The following is a 23,120-nucleotide window of genomic DNA, read 5'->3' as shown; positions in this document are numbered from 1 at the left end:
GGTAAATTTGCATTGTTAACATTTCGACAAGCTCAATGTGACAATCCAAATTCAATGTCACAATTCTCTAATAGATTATAAATTCTGCCTATTGTTTAGAAGCTCGAATCATTTGTCCAAAATCATATTTCTTAGCCATGGCATCAACAATCATTACCAAACGTTTGGTACGGGTAGGTTCCGTTTTTGCTGAATTGAGCCAATTGATGTAATAATTCTGGTGCGATTTGGGCATCTTAAGAAAAGTATTCAAAAATTCAGGTTCATCAGAAAGACAAAGTTCAAGATCATCGGGCATTTCAATCTTAAAATCAGCATCAAAGCTTAATTGCAATAACACTTTGGCTCCTTCTTCTTTTCTCAGTTTTTTACGCAGACTACTTTTTAAAGCCAAGATAAAATCGCCCTCACCCATAGGTACCAAAGACATTCCGCTAACTTCAACCTGATCTATTTTACCCTTAACTCTGAAACTTTTCTTATCGCCGGCTTTAATCTGTTCAGCTATTGCATTTGGAACAAAAACATAGCTCCAGCCAGTTTTTTCTCCCTTTTGATCAAATTTTTCTATTTCAGCCTCGAAACTTACCATACCTAAAATTAAAATTTTTCTTCTACACCTATTCCAAAAAGTGCGAAATCATATTTAACCGGATCTGCAGGATCAAATTCTTTGAGCTTATCAGTCAATTGTACAGCAGTTTGCCAATCGGTTTGTTTCCTTTCAATCAGGCCTAAATTTCTTGCTACCCTGTCAACATGCACATCACATGGGCAAATCAGCATTGAAGAATCTATATTGTGCCAAAGACCAAAATCTACCCCACAATTGTCTTTTCTTACCATCCACCTTAAAAACATATTTAAACGTTTACAGGTAGATTTTTGTATCGGAGAAGAAATATGTTTCATGGTTCTTCGGGGAAAATCGGGAAGACTGAAAAAATATTTTCTGAAATGATTTAAAGCCGCTTCTGCGCTTAGATTTTGCTTAATTAACTGGCTTTGCATACAGGCCGAAGAACTGAGCTTGAGCTCTTCATTATCGGCTTCAATATCTAAGTAGGCAAAATTAAATTCACTTTTAACGGGTAAAAAGGCATCTTCTAAAGACAAAGAATTCTTGTAATGCTGCTTAAGAAATTCAACAAAATACAACAGATCAGTATCATTAAAAGTACGATGCTTAAACTCTAATAAAGCTTTCAGCTCATGGTCTGAATGATTTAAGATAAATTGATAAGGTTGGTTATCCATTCTCAAAAACAATTCATTGCACTTATTGATGATTGTTTTCCGCTGCCCCCAAGCTAAAATTGCCGCAAAAAATGCGGCAATTTCAATATCCTGTTTTAATTTATACTGATGTGGAATGCTGATCGGGTCATTGGCAATAAAACCGGGTTGGTTGTACTGCAAAACCTTAGCATCCAAAAAATCTTTAATATCTGTAATTTGCATGTTTTGTTTAATTGCAGAGATCGTTGAATTAGTTAACCCATAGAAGCGCATTAACCAGCTCAAACAGTTAAACGATTAAACCTTACGCAAGTGCTTGCTCTAAATCCGCCAACAAATCATCAATATCCTCAACACCAACGCTTAAACGCAACAAATTATCAGTTACACCTACCTTTTCACGTTCTTCTTTTGGTATAGAGCCATGAGTCATGGTTGTTGGGTGATTAACCAAGCTTTCTACTCCACCCAATGATTCGGCCAATGAAAAAACTTTAAAGCGTGAAGCCACACGGAAAGTTTCTTGTAAATCTGCATCTTTTAGCGTGATAGAAACCATACCTCCAAAACCTTTCATTTGCCTTTTAGCAACATCATGGTTAGGATGATCTTCAAAACCCGGCCAGTAAATTTTATCAATTTTAGGATGATTTTTTAAATATCGGGCTACTTTTTCACCATTCTCACAATGTGCTTTCATGCGTAAATGAAGCGTTTTTATCCCTCTTAGAACCAAAAATGAATCTTGCGGTCCCGGAGTTGCACCACATGCATTATAAATAAAGAACAAGTCTTTGTACAACTGCTCGTTATTGGTTAACAATGCGCCCATTACCACATCAGAGTGACCGCCAATATATTTGGTAACTGAGTGCATAACCAAATCAGCCCCTAAATCTATTGGGTTTTGTAAATAAGGTGAAGCAAAGGTGTTATCAACGGTTAGCAAAATACCATGTTGTTTGGTTATTTTAGCCATACCTTCAATATCAATGATACGCATAGTTGGATTGGTAGGTGTTTCTATCCATACCATTTTGGTATTTGCATTGATATATGGAATGATGTTCTCTGGTTTTGACAGATCCAGAAAATGAAATTTAATTCCATATTTCTCATAAACCTTTGTAAAAATACGGTATGAACCACCATACAGGTCATTTCCTGTAATTACTTCATCGCCGGGTTTAAGCTGGCGCAGAACACAATCTGTTGCGCCCATACCGCTACTAAAAGCTAAACCATACTTACAGTTTTCAAGTGCCGCCAAACAATCTTCCAAGGCTTTACGCGTAGGATTTGTACCTCTCGAATATTCGTAACCTTTGTGGTCGCCGGGCGATTTTTGCCAGTAAGTAGAAGTCTGGTAAATTGGCGTCATCACCGCTCCCGTTGTTGGGTCAGGCTCTTGCCCTGCATGGATAGCTTTTGTTGCAAATTTCATCTTATTGATTATTTTGTTGTGTCTCTGATTTAAATTGATAGCCTAATCTTTTTCCTGTAGGATAACCACTGGCTGCCATAATAGATTGTTTTTGGTGTAAGGTTACATCTTTAACCTGTGCATAAGGAGGCAATTGCAGATCATTATTTAAACACAAAAGAATAGCTCTTTCAAGTATATCTGTTAAGGTTTCTTCATTGATTACATCATCTCCAAACACCTCATATAAGAAACCAAGTGCACCTTCTCCTTCAACTATAAAACGTTTCTCTTTATTTACAAGAATACGGGCAACCAGCATCCCTTCATCTGCCAAGCGATTGTATTTAATTGAATCGGCCAAAAAGTTATGAAGATAGATTACCCCGCAATAACTTAGGGTTGGATCTGCTTTTACATAACTGGTCTGAAAAATAGAATGCCCGGGTTCAAAATTAAAAATGTTGCTGTGCATAGAAAGCATCAGCATATCGCCCGAAAACTTCAGCTCAGCCTCAAACTGGTTAGTTTCTCTGTAAAAAACCTCTACAGAAGGGTCTTTAACTGAGTAATCCTGATGTAAACGTGAAGCTGTTTTTGAAAGCACTTTTTTTGCAAGTGCAAAAACTTCAACCGTATTTCTGTATATCTCTTGTTTAATTGAAGCCTTGCTCTCTAACTTTTCAAGTATCTGATTATAATTGCTGTTTTCTTCTTCCATGTTCAATTAATATGCCTTAGCAAATAACACGCGTTGTTTAGAAGGCTTGCCTGTTAAGATACAAACACCATCCTCCAGTTTATTGTTTAAAGGAATACATCTTATTGTAGCTTTGGTCTCTTCTTTAATTCGTTTTTCTGTTTCTACAGTTCCATCCCAGTGCGCAGCAATAAAACCGGTCTTAGTTTCTAAAAGTTCTTTAAACTCTTCGTAGCTGTTCGCTTCAGTAATATGTTCATCTCTAAACTTCAAGGCTTTTTCGAACATACTGGTCTGAATATTATTTAACAGATCAGCAATATACATTGCCAATCCCTTCTGAGCAACTGTATTTTTCTCCTTGGTGTCTCTCCTGGCAATTTCAACCGTTTGGTTTTCCATATCGCGTGCACCTATGGCAATACGTACAGGAACACCCTTAAGTTCATATTCTGCAAATTTAAATCCAGGGCGTTGGCTATCTCTATCATCATATTTTACAGATATACCCAAAGCTTTAAGCTGAGGGATCAATTCATCTACAAAACTGGTGATCTTATCCAGTTCTTCCTGTCCTTTATGGATAGGTACAATGACTACTTGTGTAGGAGCCAATTTAGGTGGAAGAACCAAACCATTATCATCGCTGTGCGCCATAATCAAAGCACCCATCAAACGGGTAGAAACCCCCCATGAAGTAGCCCATACATGTTCCAGTTTACCTTCTTTGCTGGTAAACTTAACATCAAATGCTTTGGCAAAATTCTGTCCTAAAAAGTGAGAAGTTCCTGCTTGCAAAGCTTTTCCATCCTGCATTAATGCTTCAATACAATAAGTATCTAAGGCACCTGCAAAACGCTCGTTTTCGGTTTTTCTGCCTCTTATTACAGGTACTGCCATCCAGTTTTCTACAAAATCAGCATATACATGTAACATTTTTTCTGTTTCTTCTATGGCTTCTTCTTTTGTGGCGTGGGCGGTATGGCCTTCCTGCCATAAAAACTCGGTGGTACGTAAAAACAAACGGGTACGCATTTCCCAACGTACTACGTTAGCCCATTGGTTAATCAGTAATGGCAAATCACGGTAGGATTGGATCCAGCCTTTGTAAGTGTTCCATATAATGGTTTCAGACGTAGGGCGAACGATTAATTCTTCTTCTAATTTCGCTTCTTCATCCACAATAATATTTCCATTACCGTCGTTCTTTAAACGGTAATGTGTTACTACAGCGCATTCTGTAGCAAAACCATCTACGTGGGCTGCTTCTTTGGAAAAATACGATTTGGGTATAAATAAGGGGAAATAAGCATTTTGATGACCTGTTTCTTTAAATTTATAGTCCAAAACAGACTGCATTTTCTCCCAGATTGAATAGCCGTACGGTTTAATTACCATACAACCTTTTACCGAAGAATGTTCTGCTAAATCTGCTTTTATAACAATGTCGTTATACCATTGCGAATAATCGTCATTTTTACTTGAAATGCCCTTGCTCATAACTAATTGGAACGTTTTTTGTGTTAAATTTCTTGTATATTACTATGCAAAGCTATAAATTTATAGTGATTATTTAAGCAGAACACACTTAAAACTCAATAATATGAAACCTAAACAATTATTAGTTACTGTACTTGCATTTACAGCATTATTTGCTGTTTCATGCTCTACATCTAAACTTGCGCAGCAGGCTGCTCTGCAAGATGATGTATACAACAGCACAGCTCAGGCTAAAGAATATAAGCCTGCTCCTCCTGTGCAGTATGACGAGTATCGCAGATTAAACGATTCTACTTATGTTTCAAGTGATCCAAATTATGATATGGATTACTATTCTAGAATAGATCGTTTTTACTACGGGAACCGTTTAAGACCATATTATGATGATTATTACAACTATTATGGTTACAATTCATGGTATGATCCATATTACAGGGGTTATTACTATAATGGCATGTATGATCCTTGGTATTCTTCTTATTACAGTTGGTACTCTCCTTATTACAATTGGAGATACTATGGTTCACCTTATTACTGGAGCACTTGGGGTCCTTATTCTTATTATAACCCATGGTATGGAGGTTATGGCTGGGGTGGCGGTTACTGGGGTAATGGTTATTGGGGCGGCGGCTACTGGGGTGGTAATGTTATCGTAAGAAACAATGAAAACTATCGTCCAAGACCTGTAAGAGGTGGAGATAATGGAGTTGGTTACAGGCCAAACGGAACTGTTATTGACAGAACCGGTGGAACCGCAGGCAGAACTGGTGGTATTGTAGATAATGGAAACTACGGACGTACCGGCGGAAGACCTGAAGCTTATAACCCTACTACAAATGGTACTTCAACCAATAGAACTACACAGAGCAGACCAAGCAGGGGTCCTGAAACCAGACCTTCTTATACACCTGATCGTCCTACTTATACTCCTCCACCAAGCAGTAGCAGTAGTGAACGTACAGGAGGTTCAACAAGTAGCGGTAGCAGTAGCGGTTCATCTACAGGTGGTGGCGGTGGCAGACCATCAAGAGGTGGAGGCAGATAATCTATTAACGTAACCAATAAACACACACATGAACAAGATATTTTCTATGCTTGTAATAGGCTTGGTAGCCTCTGCAAGCGGTGCTTATGCACAATATGGTAGCGATGGTTTACGCTTCTCACAATTAAATTATGGAAGTACTGCCCGCTTTAAAGCAATGGGTAATGCGCAGATTGGTGTAGGTGGTGATATGAGTTCTCTAAGTGGAAACCCTGCCGGATTAGGCTTATTTACCCGTTCTGAATTTTCATTAACTCCTGAATTTAACCATACCGGAGTTGATGGCAGTTATTTAGCAGGTAAAAATAGCAGAACCAATAAAGGAACGCTTAATTTAAACCAATTGGGTGTAATATTGTACGCACCTTCTTATAAGAAAAAAGGAGAAGATACTAAAAAAGGGCTGATCAGTTCTGTTTTTGGGCTGGGTTATGCAAGAAATAATGATTACGCTTTAGAATCAAGCTATGGGGGTCAGAATAGCAATAACTCTATCAGACATTTTTTTGCTGATCTGGCCAATCGGTCAAAAGATCCTAATAACTTTACCATTTCCAAAAATTCATTGGAAGGAATGGCGTTTGATAGTTATCTGATTAATTTTAATACACCCGGTAATCCTAATATGTACACTGCATCAAGTGCAGGAAATGCATTTTCTGCAAATAATCAGCAGAAAAATGAAGTAAGAGCCGGCTCTGTTTCTGAATTCAATATTGCCGGAGCTTTAAATTTTTCTAACCAGTTTTATATTGGTGCAAATGTTGGTCTTATTAATCTGAGATATACCAGTGATGCCGAATTTATTGAAGCGGGAAGTTTAAATACTTACGATCCTGGTGATGGCTACGGACCAAGAGAAAATTACAGACTAAGCTATGTACAAAATCAGGAGACTAAAGGTTCTGGTATTAATGCCCGTTTAGGGTTAATTTTCAGACCTGTAAGCAATTTCAGAATTGGTGCTACCCTACAAACTCCAACCTGGTTCGTAATAGATGATAGTTACTCAGAGAAAATTGACAATAAAATCTCTAATGATGTAATTACCAACAAAGCTCAGATATATGACTTCAGATATAACCTTAGAACGCCGTTAAAAGGATCTCTGGGTGCAAGTTATGTAATTGGCAACAAAGGTTTAATCTCTGCGGATGTTGATTTTGTAGATTATTCGAGCATTCGTTTTTCATCTAACGATGGCAGAACTCACGAAGAAATTACAGGTAGTAATGCTACTGTAAAAAACAATTATACCAGCGCTATAAATTACCGTGTTGGTGCAGAATTTAAAGCTGTTGATAATTTAAGTGTCAGAGCCGGATTTGGTATAAATGGATCGCCTTATAAAAATGACAGCAACAATGATTTTGATACCAAATTTTACAGTGGAGGTTTAGGTTACAGAATTAACAATTACTATTTTGATCTGGCTTATCAACGTGTTGAAAATAATGGAACTAATATTCCTTATACTTTAAATAACGGCAATGAACCTGTAGCAAATCTAAAAACTACTAACAATAATGTATTCCTTACTTTTGGCATAAAGTTCTAAACAGAACATTCTCAGATAAATAAAAAAGGTTGAGCAAATGCTCAACCTTTTTTATTTTATAGTATGCCGTTTAATGAACCACCTCGTTCCATCAAACGTTCTATGCGCTTTTCAATTGCTTTATCTTTAATCAATTCAGGTGCATGATGCGGCTTTTTTCGTGCATCTATGATCAGGCTGCCATTACAACCCCAATGTTTGTTCTCTATAAAATCATGAACTCCATCTATATCTACAGCTGGATTGCTCCGGGTAAAGGTAACCCAAACCAAATTATTGATATGAGCCGCTGTAAAATGTGCATCATCACATAGTACAATTAAAGGAAACCCTTTGAGGTCAAATCGTTTCAGCTCTTCTTTCAAAGCAGCAATTTTGTTTTTCTCTTCTTTAGCTTCTTTGTAAACATCTAACTGTAAAATCAATACACCCCGCATGGCTATGGCCATGGCTGGAGCCGTGTTCAATTTAAAATCATCAGGTAGTTGTTGCCACAATTCCCTTTTCTTCTCTCCTGCTGCAGCCCAAACTACTTTAGAACCTGAATTTAAACCCTCACCTGAGTAATCTAAAGTATCAATAGTGGTATTGGTATAAAAATGCAGGTCTTTGCTAAAATCGATACGCTCAAGAATATGTTGTAAGAAACCTTCTATATTCTGTGTACTCAATTGTTCATTATCCTGCCTAGCGGCAATTAATAAGTACTTAGCCAAGCTCAATTGGTTTTTACCCAATATCTGGTTGGCTATGGTTAAAATCTCCTGCGGTTTGCGCTCTTTTAAATAGGGTGTGTAGCGCTCGCTTCCTATGGCGAACAATAAAGGATGTACGCCAGCGGCATCTACCGCATTTACTTCTTTTAAACCTGCTATTTCTTGGGGCATGGCTGCTCCTGTTATTTCATGAATCAAGGCACCAAAGCTCGTATCTTCCTGCGGTGGCCTGCCTACCACCGTAAAAGACCATATGGCATCTTTTTTATGGTAAACATGATGCACTTTCATTACCGGGAACGGATGGGTAAGACTATAGTACCCCAAATGATCGCCAAAAGGTCCTTCGGGTTTATTATCATGCGGATAAACAGTACCTGTTATTACAAAATCGGCATCAGCAGATATGCAAAACCCTTCATCATCATAAAAATACCTAAACCTGCGATTTCCTAAGGCTCCGGCAAAAGTAAGTTCAGACAATCCTTCAGGGAGAGGCATTACTGCAGCTAAAGGATGTGAGGGCGGACCTCCCACAAAAATACTTACTTTCAAAGGTTCTCCTTTAGCATTGGCCTTAGTCTGGTGTACACCAATTCCTCTGTGTATTTGGTAATGCAGGCCTACTTCTTTATTGTGTATATATTCATTACCGCTCAACTGGATCCTGTACATCCCTAAGTTGGCATTCATTACACCTGGCTTATCGATATCTTCTGTATAAACCTGTGGCATTGTAATAAATGCTCCGCCATCCATAGGCCAGTGTACAATCTGTGGGATCTGGTCTATCGTGGTTTTTTGAAATATATTTTTAAAAAGCGATTGTTTAAGAGGCAATGCTTTAAATGCCGTTAAACCAGATCCTGCATACTTTAAAGGATGTTTCAATGCCTTCATCGGATCGCCTCGCAATGCTACTAATTCTTCTACGCGCTTTAAGCTATCTCTGAACATGAATTTGGAGCGCTCTAAGGTGCCAAATAAATTAGATACGGCCTTAAAAGGCGAGCCTTTTACATTTTCAAATAAAAGTGCAGGGCCTTGCTTTTCAAAAACCTTCAAATGTATAGCCGCCATCTCTAAGTAGGGATCTACTTCTTCCTTGATACGAATCAAATGACCATGTTTCTCTAAATCAATTATACAGTCTGATAAACTTTTATAGCCCATGCGCCAAAGATATGAATTACCGATTATACTCAACAAAAAGGCCACAGATTTAAATCCGTGGCCTTTTTTTAGAACATTACTTTTAGCTTATTTTTTACCTAAAAAAGATTTAAGCATCCAGATATTTTTCTCTTTAAACTGCATAAAACGGTTAACCATATCATTTGATCCATCATCTCCTACTTTGTCAGTTTCTTCCAGCAAAGATCTTTCAAATTCTATTAATCTGGTCATGTCATTTAACAGTTCTTCTACCATATCTGTATCTTTCATGCCAATGGTATTCACTTCTTTTATGCTCGATTCTTTGATATAATCAGCAAAACGGCTATGAGGTGGTTTACCTAAGGTTAGCACACGCTCAGCAATTTCATCAATAGTAAGTTGCGCATTGGTGTAAAGCTCTTCAAACTTTATATGTAATGTAAAAAAATGCGGACCTTTAACATTCCAGTGACATCCTCTTAATTTTTGATAATGTACATGATAATTTGCCAAATATTCATTTAGCATATCTACTACAGGTCTAACCTGCTTTTCTGTTAGATCGATTTCCTTAGCCATAATTTGTATTTATTCTTTGCTTAATAACAAATATTAGTCATTTTAGTTTTAAATAAAAGCAAAATCGTACAATAGCATGCCCCTGTTTCCGTTTTTGATTAAGTAATGTAGTTAATCTATATTATTTGTATTATTGTAGGCTCAAAAATTGAAATGTTAATGATTAAAAAATATATCTTTCTCGCCACGATTTGTCTTAGCACATTCATTGTTCGGGCATCAAACCCAATCGATTCAATCGGTGTAGAAAACATCAATGGTAAAAAAGTTATTATCCACAAAGTAGATCCCAAAGAAAGCTATTATTCTATCTCAAGAAAATATAATGTTAATGTTAAGGATGTAATCAGCTATAACGAAAACAAAAATCTGCAAATCGGAACCATTGTTAAAGTACCCACAGAGTTAGCATTTAATGCAGTGACTAAAAATACAGGAAAATCAGCTGAAAATGCTGGCTTTTTTGAACATACCGTAATAGCTAAAGACAATCTGAATATGCTGGCCGAGAAATACGGCACCACAATCAACGAAATTAAACAACTTAATAATTTAACTTCAAGCAATTTACAGATAGGTCAGGTCTTAAAAATACCTTTTGTTAAAACCAACAATGTTGCAGCAAATGTTCCTGTAGAAAATAACACAGTTACACCTACTGTTAAAGAGGCTCAACAAGGAAGTGTTATTGAGCACACTGTAAAAGCTAAAGAAACACTTAATCTTTTATCGGGTTTATATGGTACTACTGTAGAAGACATCAAGAGATTAAACAATTTAAGTTCTAGCAATTTACAGATCGGACAGGTCTTAAAAATTCAGAACAATAAAGACGAGAGTGTTGCAAATAATCCTGCTCCTGCAGAAAAAGTTAAAAACACCATCGAAAAGGCTGCAAATACCATAGAGAGCAAAACTGATGAACCCAGCTTTAACTATACAGTTAAGGATAATGAAACAATTTACAATATAGCGGCTCGTTATAATCTAACTACCTACCAATTGATCCAGTTTAACAAATTAACTTCTTATAATTTAAAACCGGGTCAAACCCTTAAAATTCCAGGCAATAAAGAAGCCGTTGCCGAGGTAGAAAAAACCCAACCTGCACCTGTTCAAAAGAAAGTTGAAACAGAAAATACTGCTGTAACTAAGCCCATTTCTACCAATGAGAAAAGCTTTGAACATACCGTAAAAGCAGGAGAAACCATTTATGCAATAGCTTCTAAATATGGGCTAACAACTTACCAGCTAAAACAAGCCAATAACTTAACAGATAATGAGCTCAAGGTTGGACAAAAATTGATCATCAAGGGCGATAAAATAGTCAATGCTACAAATAGCAATGAGGAAAATGACGAAACAGATTCTTCTCCTTCCACTATGATTACTCCGGCATTAAAACGATCTGCTGCAACTTATGGATTAAATCAGGTAGAAGAGAAAGGAACCGGAATTTGGATTGCTGATCCTGATCTGGATCCTGCCAAAATGCTGATCTTACACAAAACTGCACCGGTGGGTACTATAATAAAAATAACCAATCCTATGACCAACCGTTCTACCTTTGCTAAAGTAGTTGGAAAATTTACTGAAAATGAGACCACTAAAGATGTGATCATTGTAATGACCAAAGCTGTTGCTGATGCAGTTGGTGCTTTAGACAAAAGATTTTTCTGCCATTTAACTTACGGACCTCAAGATAATGACCAATAACAAACCTTTAATAATTGGTATTGCCGGCGGAAGCGGATCGGGCAAAACCTTCTTTTTAAATACTTTTCTTCACCATTTTAAAACCGATGAGGTAACCTTGGTTTCTCAGGATGATTATTACATTCCTGCGGGAGAAATGACACAAGAAGAAAACAAATTATACAATTTTGATTTGCCAAGCACCATTGATGATCAGCAATTTCTGTTGGATATAAAAAAACTCATCAATGGCGAAACTGTTTACAAAAAGGAATACAATTTTAACAATCCCTTAGCAGTAACTAAGATATTAGAGATTAGTCCAGCTCCAATTTTAATTGTTGAAGGTTTATTTATATTACATTTCAAAGAAATTTCTGAGCTATTAGATACCAGGATTTTTATTGAAGCAGATGAAGAAGTAGCGCTACAACGCAGAATTAAACGTGATGGCTTAGAGCGAGGTTATCCTGAAGATGATGTACTGTACAAATGGCATAATCATGTTGTACCTGCTTACAAACAATATTTAGCTCCTTTTAAAGATACATGTGAAATTATAGTGGTAAATAATGTGGATGTTCCTGAAGTAATTATTGCAAAAACAGAAGAAATTTCAAACGAAATCAAGGAGAAATATAATCTATAGAACTCTAAAATTAGATTCAATTATAGTCGTTAGCTTATTCGCTAACGACTTTTTTTTACCCTTTTGCCAAATATGCATTCTTTTCTTTCTACCCTTTCTTCATAAAAAGGGGTAACATTTTAAACCTCTGTTTGATTAATTATTGAAACGCCAAAAGGCGCAAATTAATAAACAGAATGTTGAATGTTAAATAGAATGATATGAAAAGATTTTCACTTGCATTAATGTTACTAGGTCTTACATTTTTAGCAGCTGCACAAGAAAAACCAAGAGGAGATTTTCAAATAGGATTACAGGGCGGAGCAAGTTTTCCTCTCGATACTTATAAAAAGATTGGAGAAACCAAGACCGGTTTTTTTGGAGGTCTTTTTCTGGATAAGTACTTTAAAGGCAACAAATTTGGTTTGGGTATAGATGCCCGGTTTATCCAAAATGGAATTAACAAGGCAGATAGCTTTATGTTTGCGAACGGCAATATCGGCACTAATTACAAGAATGAAACCCGTTTTCAGGATTATCTCTTCACTTTCGGTCCTAGCTATAAATTTACCAAAAACAGCTTTCATGCCGAGATTTATGTACGTGGTGGGTTAATGATGCAGAATTTTCCTGAATACACAACCACACTAACTTACAGTAATCCCTTAAGCACCGCAAATTATGATATCAAATACACTGTTAACGATGCCAGTAATAAAGCAAACAGTTGGGCAGGTTTAGGCGGTTTACGTTTAAATTATAACCTTTCTCCTAAAATTGCTTTGTTTGCCCATGTTGACTATGTACAAACTTTCGGAACCCGGTTTGGATCAAAACCCAGCAGATTTACCATTGAGAAAAGCGTAGAACACACACCAATAGATCCTAAAGTTGGTATAAAAGGTGGTTATTTGGATCATTACAACGAAGTTAGGATACAAGAAAATACTTTACATAAAAGTCTTAACGCAGGAGCTGGTATCAAATTCATTTTTGGAAAATCTAAAAAAGCCACAGAACCCATTAAAAATGAACCAATTGTAGAAACAATAAAACCTCAAATCAACAAAAAAGATTTACAGGTTGTGGTAAAAGATAAACAAACAGGACTTGCTTTAAGTGGTGTAACCGTTAGTATAAATGGCAATTCATTAAATGAAAAATCAATTACAGATGTAAATGGTCAGGCACAAAAAATGGTAAGCATTGCACCGGGAACTTATCAAATTATAGGTGAGAAAAATGGTATTAAAACACCTCTTCTTACTTTAACCGATGAAGATTTTAAAACCAGTTCGTCTGTGATCTTTAAAGAGATTTACCACGACGATCCAAGGTTTACGCTTGTTGGAGAAACTTTTGATTGCGTAAAAGGTGTAAATTTAGCGAGCATCAACACTGTTTTAACCAATACCAGTTCTAAAAACAACATCAGCCAAACCTCAGATGTACAAGGTAAATTCATTTACCAATTAGATGCACAATCAGACTTTACTGTTGTAGCCAATCAACAAGGACGTTATTCGCAAACTGAACTGGTAAGTACTAAAGGTTTAGATCGCAGTAAAACATTGTATGTAACTTTAAAATTAGGTGTATGCGAATTGAGTAACGGTAGTAAATGGGTATTAAAAAATATCTTATATGATTTTGATAAATCAGATATTCGTTCTGATGCCGCTATTATTCTCGATAATGTAGTGACAATTATGAAACAAAATCCATCGTTAAAAATCGAACTCTCTTCACATACCGATAGCAGAGGAAACGATAAATATAACTTGCAATTATCTCAGCGCAGAGCAGAAGCAGCTGTAAATTATTTAGTGGCTAATGGTATAGAAAGAAACAGATTAATTGCAAAAGGATATGGAGAAACCAAATTGCTAAACCGTTGTGCAAACGGTGTAAATTGTTCGGAAGAAGAACATCAGGCTAATAGAAGAACAGAAATTAAGGTATTAAATTACTAATTATTTAGAGGGTGCTTGAACTCCATTTCGTCATCTTGAACTTATTTCAGTATCTCCTTAGTAGATTCCGTATCGAGTACGGAATGACGAATAATGTTAGGCACCCTCTTTCACTTAAATCAACTCTTTAAATACCACAGTGCTGTTATGTCCACCAAAACCAAAAGCATTGCTCATGGCAGTTTTTACCTCTTTATGCAGAGCTTTATTAAATACCAATTGCATACCTTCTGGTATTTCAGGATCCGGTTCGGTAACGTTAATAGTTGGAGGCACCACATTATCGTTGATACTTTTAATAGCAATAATGGCTTCTATTGCCGCAGCAGCACCCAATAAATGCCCCGTCATAGATTTGGTAGAACTAATATGCAGATTTTTAGAAGAACCAAAAACCAAATTAGCCGCATTAATCTCAGCAAGGTCTCCTACCGGTGTAGAAGTAGCATGAAGATTTAGATAGTCTAATTCTTCTGGTTTGATGCCCGCTTCTTCTAGAGCCAGGCTCATCGCTTTGGCTGCACCAATTCCCTCTGGATGTGGCGAAGTGATATGATAAGCATCTGCTGTCATGGCAGCTCCAACTACTTCTGCGTAGATTTTAGCACCTCTTGCTTTCGCATGTTCATATTCTTCCAAAATTAAAGCACCAGCCCCTTCGCCCATTACAAATCCATCGCGGTTTTTATCAAATGGCCTGCTTGCGGTTTGCGGATCATCATTTCTGTGCGACATGGCTTTTAACGCTGCAAAACCACCAAAAGACGCTGGTGTAATTCCGGCTTCAGAGCCGCCGGTAACAAATAGCTTTGCTTTGCCCATTCTAATGTAATTAAAAGCATCCATAATGGCATTGTTACCTGTAGCACAGGCAGATACAGGCGTATAGTTAATCCCCTGTAATCCAAATTTCATTGAAATTAAACCCGAAGCCATGTTTACCAACAACTTTGGAATAAAGAAAGGGTTAAAACGTGGATTATAATCACCTTTTACATAATTCTCAACTTCTGTCTCAAAAGTTTGCATTCCGCCTTGTCCGCTACCCCAGATTACTCCAAAATCAAAAGGATCTATCGTACTTAGATCTATTCCAGAATCTTCCATTGCCTGCGAAGCAGCATATAAAGCATACTGGGTAAACAGATCAGTACGCTTAATTTCATTTCTGTCTAAATGATCAGCAGGATTGAAGTCTTTGACTTCACAAGCCATTTGCGAGCGAAATCTTGATACATCGAAACGTGTAACACGTTCACCCGCACTTTTCCCAGATACAATGTTATTCCAGAAATCTGCTATGTTATGCCCTAAGGGTGTAATGGCTCCTAAACCTGTAACTACAACTCTTTTCATTTGCTTGTGTTTTTGAAACCGCAAATTTCGCATTCATTAGCGTGTGAATTGTCGTTTTTTTCTAATTATTTTAGTTGTAGGATAACAATGAGATCAAACTGACCTTTAAATTCATAAAAAAAGCCATTCTATTAAGAATGGCCTTACTATAAAGTCTTTATCAATGTTAAGATAGTTCAAACTTGTATCCCACTCCTTTTACGGTAGAAACATAGTTTTCGCCTAGTTTTTCTCTCAATTTTCTGATGTGTACATCAATGGTCCTGTTGGTAACCACTACCGAATCTTCCCAGATGTTTTTCAATATCGATTCGCGGGTATAAACTTTGCCAGGTTTAGAAGCCAGCAGGTAAAGCAATTCAAATTCTTTTTTAGCTAAAATTACTTTTTCTCCGCTTTGGTAAACTAAATAAGCTTCTCTATCAATAATCAAATCCCCTATTTCTAATTTATTTTCAGAAACTTCATCATTGCTTGCATTGCGGCGTAAAATAGCATTAATGCGACTTATTAAAGCTCTTGGTTTAATGGGTTTGGCAATATAATCATCTGCCCCAACATTAAAACCTGCTATTTCAGAATACTCTTCGCTCCTAGCTGTTAAAAAAACCATGAACGTATTTTTGAATTCAGGAATAGCTCGCATCAAACGACAAGCTTCGATGCCATCCATCTTTGGCATCATGATATCTAATATGATCAAATCGGGCTGAACCTTTTTCGCTACGTTAATCCCTTCTTGACCATTAGCGGCCAAAAACACCTGATAGCCTTCTTTTTTGAGGTTATATTCTATCAGTTCAAGAATATCCGGCTCGTCATCAACAATTAATATCTTCTGCTTAGCTGTACTCATCGTTGTTTTATTTGTTACGAAAGTAAGTATACAATTGCAATATTTGATTAATTCAAAGTTAAGAAATTGTTAATAACCCCGATTGACTTAACATTTACGAAAAATTACTTTAAGGTTTTGCTTAAAAACTGATCCAGTTCATCGCCTCTAAGGTCTCTTGCAATGATCTTACCATTAGGGTCTAACAAGAATGAGCTCGGTATAGCTTCTATCTGGTACAATCTTACCACTTCTCCTTCAAAATCTTTAAGCTCGCTTGCATGATCCCAGATCAAGCCATCTTGTTTAATTGCACCTTGCCATGCTTGTTTATCTTTATCTAAAGAAATGCCAAGTATGGTAAAGTTTTTATCTTTAAATTTTTGATAAGCTTTAACCACATTAGGGTTCTCTTCGCGACAGGGACCACACCACGAAGCCCAGAAATCAATCAGCAAATATTTACCTCTGTAATCTGATAACTTAATGGTTTTGCCATCTATTGATGGAATGCTGAAATCGGGAGCAGTTTCTCCTACCTGAACGGCTTTCAGTTTTTCTACTTTGCTCACAAAGTTGGCCACCATCGGATTTTTCTTCAATTTAGCATCCACTTTAGCTGCATAATCTACCATTGCTTTCTCATTACCTGCAGGATTAATTAAGCTGATGGCATAAAAACTAACCAAAGAACTGGTATTACTGTTAGCAAAATTGATCATCTGCTGGTTTAGTTCATTTAAAGCTTTGGTAAAAACAGGTGTAAGCTCTTGTATAATTTGATCTCTTTTATCGGGAGCTTCTGCTACTCTTTTTTCAAAGTCGGCCTTGATGTCCTCTATTTTGGTCTGGTACTTAAATTTCAGTGCATTAAACTCTGTAAGTTTATCGGCATCTTCGGCACCTGTAATTTTATAGCTATGATTTTTATCATTGATATCAGCCGTTAATTTAACTACTTCGCCATTTTTAGCTAGAATGATGTATTCATTTGTACCAAAATTTACCCTGTAAAAATCACTTTCAGGAGCAGAACGTGAAAAAGTAAATTCACCTTTTTCTGATAAGGTAGTTGAATCTATTACGTTCATCCCGTTATTTTCCATACCGTACAAGTACACTTTTTTTTCTGCACCGGGATTTTCAAATTTTCCGTCGATGGTGAATTTAGTTTTGTCTTTACAAGCAAACAGAAACGTTGCTGCAACTAGTGCTAATCCAATTTTTTTGTTCATTACTTTAGTTTTTCTAAAATTATATCGTTAACTTTTTTTGCGTCGGCTTTACCTTTTGAGGCTTTCATCACTTCGCCTACAAACAATCCTAAAACGCCTTTTTTTCCTTTTTTATATGCTTCTACCTGCTGTTCGTATTTATTCAGCACGTCTTCTATGATCGTAAACAGCGCATCCTGATCTTCACTGATCAACAAGTTAAGCTGTTCGGCTATTGCTAATACGCTTTTATCTGTATGTTGCTCTAAAGCAGGCAACAACTGTTGCAATGCATTTTGCTGGCTTATTCTTTTATCATCTACCAGATTAACCAATTCTGCAAATCTGGCCGGAGATACAGGATAAGCGCTAATATCTCGTTGCTGGGTATTTAGCACTGCTCTTAAATTACCAATAAGCCAATTGATCAGGCTTTTTTCATTTCTAACAATGCCTTTGGCTTCATTAAAGTAACTATATAAGGTTTTATCTTCTGCCACCAGCATGGCTTCAGAAAGATTTAGGCCATATTTCTGCACCAGTTGATTTGCTATATGACGAGGCAACTCAGGCATGGCCTCTTTTACTTTATTTAACCATTCATCTGAGATTACCACAGGTGCTAAATCCGGATCAGGGAAATAACGGTAATCATTAGCTTCTTCTTTGGTACGCATAGGTGAAGTTGTACCTTCATCTGCATCAAAATTCAAAGTACATTGCTGTATGGTTTCGCCACTTTGTACAGCTTTTACCTGTCTGTCAAATTCAAAATCTATTGCTCTTCGTACATTGCGGATTGAATTGAGGTTTTTTACTTCGCAACGTGTGCCAAATTCTTGATGTCCACGCGGTCTTATCGAAATATTGGCATCGCAACGCAGCGAGCCTTCTTCCATATTACCATCGCTCACATCTAAAAAGCGAACCAACTGCCTAATTTCTGCAAGCAAAGCCGAAGCTTCTTCAGCACTGCTGATTTCGGGTTCAGTTACAATTTCTATTAAAGGAACTCCTGCTCTGTTCAGATCCACAAATGAATAGGCGACATCTTGATCGTGCAGACTTTTACCGGCATCTTCTTCGAGATGAATGCGATTGATACCTACACGTTTTTGAGTACCATTTGCCAGATCAAGCACTATAAATCCGTTTTTACAAATTGGCCTGTTATCTTGGGTAATCTGATAGCCTTTGGGCAAATCGGCATAGAAATAATTCTTTCTATCGAAGAAATTGTATTGATTAATTTCGCAGTTTAAGGCTAAGCCTATTCTCATTGCTTTTTCTATTACCTCTTTATTTAATTGAGGTAATGTGCCCGGCAATGCCAAACTTACGGGCGAAATATGTTCATTAGGTTTTGCTCCAAATGCTGCGCTATCTGATGAAAATATTTTAGACTGTGTGTTTAACTGGACATGAATCTCTAATCCGGAAACCAGTTCAAATGAAGTATTGTTATTTTCTGTAGTATGTAAACTCATCCAAAAAAACTTAAAATGCTTCGGCTACAGGTGTCAAAGATAGCTATTAATGTATAATTAAGGTTACCAAACCATAATTATATAAATTATGGCACAAAAATGGTTTTGTACCAATAACACACAAATTATAATTGTTATGAAAAAGTTAGTTTTATTAGCAGGTTTAGTTTTAGCTCTAGGTAGCTTTAAACCCGTTAACGCTCAAGTTAGCCTAAACATTAACATAGGCTCACAACCTAACTGGGGTCCGCGTGGATATGATTATGTAGAGTATTATTACATGCCCGAAATTAATACCTACTATTACGTACCTTCTAAAAGCTTTATCTATTTAGATGGTGGCCGTTGGGTACACAGAAAAAGTTTACCTAAAAAGTACCACGCTTATAATTTATATAGCGGACGTAAAATTGTAATTAACGAACCTAAGCCTTATTTACGCCAGGTACGTTATGTAGATAACCGTTATTACAAAAAAGATAATGGAAACCATTACGGACAGTATAAAAATGGCAAAGGCTACAATAAACATGGTAAAGGTAGAGGAAACAGAGATTAATATTTTCTTTTAATGTAAAAGCGGCCTGTTTAAGTAATTTTAACAAAATCTTAAACAGGCCTTGCTATTTTAGGTGCCTTGCATATTTAATGTTTAAATTAGCACAAAAATCTACCATCTAAATCTTTAACAACAGAAAAACACTTATGGCAAAAAATAAAAATGCACAGTTTAAACAGGTTCTTACCCAGTTGATAACTGATATTTTTGAAAAAAACCGAAATATAGCCTTAAATCATAAACAGGTTGCATCGCGCTTAAATTTGAGCGACAAAGCATCTGTAGAAACTATACTCGAAGTTTTGGTAGAACAAACCGAAAAAGGCTTGTTCATAAGACCCGAACGCGGAAAATTCAAGCTTAAAGAACAAAAAACATTTATTACCGGAACGGTAGATATGACCGCCAGCGGCTCTGCTTTTGTTATACCCGATGATGAATTTGAAAAAGATGTTTTTATTGCCCCTCGTAAATTGGGCAATGCCTTAGATGGCGATAAGGTTAAAGTCTATGTTTTTGGTAAGAAAAGCGGTCGGAGAAATGAAGGCGAAATTGTTGAGATCTTACAAAGAGCAAAAACAGACTTTATAGGCGTTGCCAAAATATCAGAAAAATTTGCTTTCGTTATACCAGACGACCGTAAGATGCTTCATGATATTTTTGTTCCACTGGCCGATATCAGCGGAGCTAAAAATGGCGAAAAAGTAATGGCTAGCATTACAGACTGGCCCGAAGGTGCTAAAAATCCGATCGGAAAAATAACTTATGTTTTAGGCAGCACAGGCGAGAACAATACCGAAATGAATGCCATATTAGCACAATATGGTTTTCCTTTGTCGTTTCCTGCCGAAGTAGAAAACGAAGCCAACAGTATTCCAGACGATATAGCCAAATCAGAGCTTAACAACAGGAAAGATTTTAGAAATACCACAACTTTTACCATCGATCCTATTGATGCCAAAGATTTTGATGATGCCATTTCTTTTAAACAACTGGAAAATGGCAATTATGAAATAGGCGTGCACATTGCCGATGTTTCTCATTATGTAACACCTAACTCGGCTTTAGATAAAGAGGCTTACCAACGGGCTACTTCTGTGTATCTGGTTGACAGAGTGATACCTATGCTACCTGAACATTTATCTAACGGTGTGTGTTCATTAAGACCAAACGAAGATAAATTATGCTTTTCCGCCGTTTTTGAAATGAATGAAAAAGCACACATACTTCATCAATGGTTTGGACGTACCATTATCCACTCTGACAGAAGGTTTACTTATGAAGAAGCGCAGGAAATTATAGAAAATAAAACAGGCGATTTCGCAGCAGAAATCTTAAAGTTAAATGAGCTGGCTCATATCTTAAGAGTTGAAAAATTTAAAAACGGTGCGATCAGTTTTGAAAGCGCAGAGGTTAAATTTAAGCTCGATGAATTTAGCAGACCTATTGGTGTATATGTAAAAGAAAGAAAAGATGCACATAAACTGATAGAAGATTTTATGTTGCTGGCCAATAAAAAAGTTGCCGAGCATGTGGCTAAAATGGGTAAAGGTAAAAATCAATACACTTTTGTATATAGAACCCACGACTCACCTAATACCGAGAGCCTAAACAGTTTTGCCACTTTTGCCTCAAGATTTGGTTATAAAATCAATACCCGTTCTGATAAAGAAATAGCCCGTTCGTTAAACCATTTAATGGAAGATGTTGAGGGTAAAAAAGAACAGAACATATTAACCCAATTGGCCATCAGATCTATGGCTAAGGCTGTTTATACCACTAAAAAGACCAGCCATTATGGTTTAGCCTTTGATTATTATACGCATTTTACTTCTCCTATACGTCGTTATCCAGATATTATGGTACATCGTTTATTAGCGCAGTACCTGGAAGGCGGAAAATCGGCCAATGCAGAAGAATACGAAAAAGCCAGTGAGCACTCTTCGGCTATGGAGAAAAAAGCCGCTGATGCCGAAAGAGCATCCGTTAAATACAAACAGGCCGAATATCTTGAAGATAACGTGGGCAAAGTTTATACCGGAATTATATCAGGTGTTACCGAATGGGGCATGTATGTAGAGATCATAGAAAATAAATGCGAAGGCATGGTACGTTTACGTGACATTACCGACGATTTTTATGTATTGGATGAAAAGAACTTCTGCATTATAGGACAACGGAAAAAACACAAATACCAGTTAGGCGATGAAGTAACTATTAAAGTGAAAAAAGTGGATCTTACAAAGCGTCAGATAGATTTTACGCTGATTTCTAAATTTGATTGATGAGGTTTTACATCTGTGTTCTTTGCTGTTGTTTTTACTTTAATGTATTTGCACAAACCATTCGTGGTAAAGTTACAGGCCCTGATCATAAAGGAATAGCGCTTGTTTCGGTAGGCATTGTAGGGAGCAATACAATTACGGTAACCAACGATAGCGGAGAGTTTGAATTAAAAGGTGTAAACCAAAGCGGTAAACTAAGATTTAGTCATGTAAGTTACCAAAGCCTTGATACACTGATCAAGGATGAATTGATCGTGAGGCTTACCCCTGCTCATATCACTTTAAAAGAAGTTACTGTAAAAACTATTCCTACAGAACAGCTTTTAAAAAGCGCTTTAGAAAAAGCTGCAAAAAATGCAGCTTTTCATCATTATGGAAATGCATTTTACAGACAACTCACCTCTTTAAACAACAAGCCTTTTCAAATTTACGAACTGTTTTATGATATAGATTTTAATCCGCAGAAAATACAAGGATGGATAGCCAGACAAACACGCTTTGCTCAGGAAAATCAGGATGTAAACTTTACTTTTAACAATCTTTCTTATTTAACTTTTTCGCTGGCAGGATATTTATTCAGAGAAAAACCCGGGAAATTTATAACCCTAAACTCTATACCCGATTACAATATTAAGCTGATCCATTACATTGAAAAAGATGAGCAATCTATAGCTGTAATCAATTGTATGTTGAAATCGCCTAAAAAGAACGAATTTTATGCCAACAGCTTGTTTTACATCGGTTTAAAAGATTTCTTAATCTATCGTGTAGAAAGCCAGATTTACCATACGCCTATGAAATTTGACCGTGCCGTTATCCACAAAGCACCTGAATTAAGTACTATTGTTACTTTCAAAAAGAACTCTTCTGCCATTTCTATTTTAGAAAGTGTTTCAACAAAGCTATTTTTGCCGCTAAAAATTAAACGTACCGATTTAAATGTAAGTGCAAGTTCAATGCTTTTGGTATACCAACTTAATGATGAACTAAAGACACAGCAATTTAATGAGGTGGTTAAAAATACAACTGATCATAAAACCGTTAATTCGATAACTTATAATGCTGATTTCTGGAAAAACAATCCAGTAGTAAAGCAAACTTCTTTAGAAAACAGCTTTATTAAACTGATGGAAAGCAAATCGGCATTTGGAACCATGATAAACCCTTAAC

Annotated in this window: 19 protein-coding genes; 8 read left to right on the top strand and 11 right to left on the bottom strand. The window is 36.6% G+C overall.

The features are described from left to right. Positions 1-88: 88 nt before the first annotated feature. From MMF97_RS10105 to proS, 5 genes are all read right to left on the bottom strand, one after another. On the bottom strand, positions 89-592 hold the full coding sequence (locus MMF97_RS10105; RefSeq protein WP_243362097.1) for a YdeI/OmpD-associated family protein: 504 nt from the start codon (positions 590-592) through the stop codon (positions 89-91). Positions 593-600: 8 nt separating this feature from the next. Further along, the gene (locus MMF97_RS10100; protein WP_243362096.1) at positions 601-1,461 is read right to left on the bottom strand and encodes a TIGR02757 family protein; all 861 of its coding nucleotides are present in this window, start codon (positions 1,459-1,461) and stop codon (positions 601-603) included. Between the two features lie 82 nt (positions 1,462-1,543). Next, the gene (locus MMF97_RS10095) at positions 1,544-2,683 is read right to left on the bottom strand and encodes a cystathionine gamma-synthase (RefSeq protein WP_243362094.1); all 1,140 of its coding nucleotides are present in this window, start codon (positions 2,681-2,683) and stop codon (positions 1,544-1,546) included. Between the two features lies 1 nt (position 2,684). Beyond that, positions 2,685-3,383, bottom strand: coding sequence for a hypothetical protein (locus tag MMF97_RS10090; RefSeq protein WP_243362092.1), 699 nt, complete (start codon positions 3,381-3,383; stop codon positions 2,685-2,687). A 6-nt stretch (positions 3,384-3,389) separates the two neighbouring features. After that, the gene (gene proS / locus MMF97_RS10085; protein WP_243362090.1) at positions 3,390-4,862 is read right to left on the bottom strand and encodes a proline--tRNA ligase; all 1,473 of its coding nucleotides are present in this window, start codon (positions 4,860-4,862) and stop codon (positions 3,390-3,392) included. Between the two features lie 103 nt (positions 4,863-4,965). Here proS and MMF97_RS10080 point away from each other — a divergent pair, with 103 nt between their 5' ends. Continuing rightward, a complete protein-coding gene (locus MMF97_RS10080; protein ID WP_243362088.1) occupies positions 4,966-5,907 on the top strand; it encodes a hypothetical protein in 942 nt (313 codons plus the stop codon). Between the two features lie 28 nt (positions 5,908-5,935). Beyond that, the gene (locus MMF97_RS10075) at positions 5,936-7,465 is read left to right on the top strand and encodes an OmpP1/FadL family transporter (RefSeq protein WP_243362086.1); all 1,530 of its coding nucleotides are present in this window, start codon (positions 5,936-5,938) and stop codon (positions 7,463-7,465) included. Positions 7,466-7,521: 56 nt separating this feature from the next. On the opposite strand, the gene MMF97_RS10070 is transcribed toward MMF97_RS10075, so the two are convergent. Further along, complete coding sequence (locus MMF97_RS10070) at positions 7,522-9,354, bottom strand: UbiD family decarboxylase (protein ID WP_243362085.1); 1,833 nt, start codon at positions 9,352-9,354, stop codon at positions 7,522-7,524. Between the two features lie 87 nt (positions 9,355-9,441). Further along, on the bottom strand, positions 9,442-9,921 hold the full coding sequence (locus tag MMF97_RS10065) for a Dps family protein (RefSeq protein ID WP_243363303.1): 480 nt from the start codon (positions 9,919-9,921) through the stop codon (positions 9,442-9,444). Between the two features lie 156 nt (positions 9,922-10,077). On the opposite strand from MMF97_RS10065, the gene MMF97_RS10060 reads away from it, so the two are divergent. From MMF97_RS10060 to MMF97_RS10050, 3 genes are all read left to right on the top strand, one after another. Then, a complete protein-coding gene (locus MMF97_RS10060) occupies positions 10,078-11,634 on the top strand; it encodes a LysM peptidoglycan-binding domain-containing protein (RefSeq protein ID WP_243362083.1) in 1,557 nt (518 codons plus the stop codon). Further along, entirely contained in the window at positions 11,624-12,262 is a 639-nt protein-coding gene (locus MMF97_RS10055; protein ID WP_243362081.1) for a uridine kinase family protein, read from the top strand. Before MMF97_RS10060 ends, MMF97_RS10055 begins: the two co-directional genes overlap by 11 nt. 200 nt (positions 12,263-12,462) lie before the next feature. Next, on the top strand, positions 12,463-14,214 hold the full coding sequence (locus MMF97_RS10050) for an OmpA family protein (RefSeq protein WP_243362079.1): 1,752 nt from the start codon (positions 12,463-12,465) through the stop codon (positions 14,212-14,214). A 114-nt stretch (positions 14,215-14,328) separates the two neighbouring features. On the opposite strand, the gene fabF is transcribed toward MMF97_RS10050, so the two are convergent. The 4 genes from fabF to gatB form a co-directional block, all read right to left on the bottom strand. Continuing rightward, complete coding sequence (gene fabF, locus MMF97_RS10045) at positions 14,329-15,570, bottom strand: beta-ketoacyl-ACP synthase II (RefSeq protein WP_243362077.1); 1,242 nt, start codon at positions 15,568-15,570, stop codon at positions 14,329-14,331. Positions 15,571-15,736: 166 nt separating this feature from the next. Beyond that, positions 15,737-16,426 (bottom strand): response regulator transcription factor, encoded by a 690-nt coding sequence (locus MMF97_RS10040; RefSeq protein ID WP_243362075.1) that lies wholly within the window; start codon positions 16,424-16,426, stop codon positions 15,737-15,739. Between the two features lie 104 nt (positions 16,427-16,530). Then, a complete protein-coding gene (locus MMF97_RS10035) occupies positions 16,531-17,640 on the bottom strand; it encodes a TlpA disulfide reductase family protein (RefSeq protein ID WP_243362074.1) in 1,110 nt (369 codons plus the stop codon). Beyond that, positions 17,640-19,106 (bottom strand): Asp-tRNA(Asn)/Glu-tRNA(Gln) amidotransferase subunit GatB, encoded by a 1,467-nt coding sequence (gatB, locus tag MMF97_RS10030; RefSeq protein ID WP_243362072.1) that lies wholly within the window; start codon positions 19,104-19,106, stop codon positions 17,640-17,642. Before gatB ends, MMF97_RS10035 begins: the two co-directional genes overlap by 1 nt. 136 nt (positions 19,107-19,242) lie before the next feature. Here gatB and MMF97_RS10025 point away from each other — a divergent pair, with 136 nt between their 5' ends. From MMF97_RS10025 to MMF97_RS10015, 3 genes are all read left to right on the top strand, one after another. Continuing rightward, a complete protein-coding gene (locus MMF97_RS10025) occupies positions 19,243-19,665 on the top strand; it encodes a hypothetical protein (RefSeq protein ID WP_243362070.1) in 423 nt (140 codons plus the stop codon). Positions 19,666-19,811: 146 nt separating this feature from the next. Further along, complete coding sequence (gene rnr / locus MMF97_RS10020) at positions 19,812-21,950, top strand: ribonuclease R (RefSeq protein WP_243362068.1); 2,139 nt, start codon at positions 19,812-19,814, stop codon at positions 21,948-21,950. Beyond that, positions 21,950-23,119 carry a carboxypeptidase-like regulatory domain-containing protein gene (locus MMF97_RS10015; protein ID WP_243362066.1) on the top strand — a complete coding sequence of 390 codons (1,170 nt, stop codon included), beginning with the start codon at positions 21,950-21,952 and terminating at the stop codon, positions 23,117-23,119. Before rnr ends, MMF97_RS10015 begins: the two co-directional genes overlap by 1 nt. Position 23,120: the final 1 nt, after the last annotated feature.

Source organism: Pedobacter montanisoli, assembly GCF_022809115.1.
Taxonomy (GTDB): domain Bacteria; phylum Bacteroidota; class Bacteroidia; order Sphingobacteriales; family Sphingobacteriaceae; genus Pedobacter; species Pedobacter montanisoli.
Note: the sequence above shows the minus strand (reverse complement) of the source record. Positions and strands in the feature narration are given on the sequence as shown.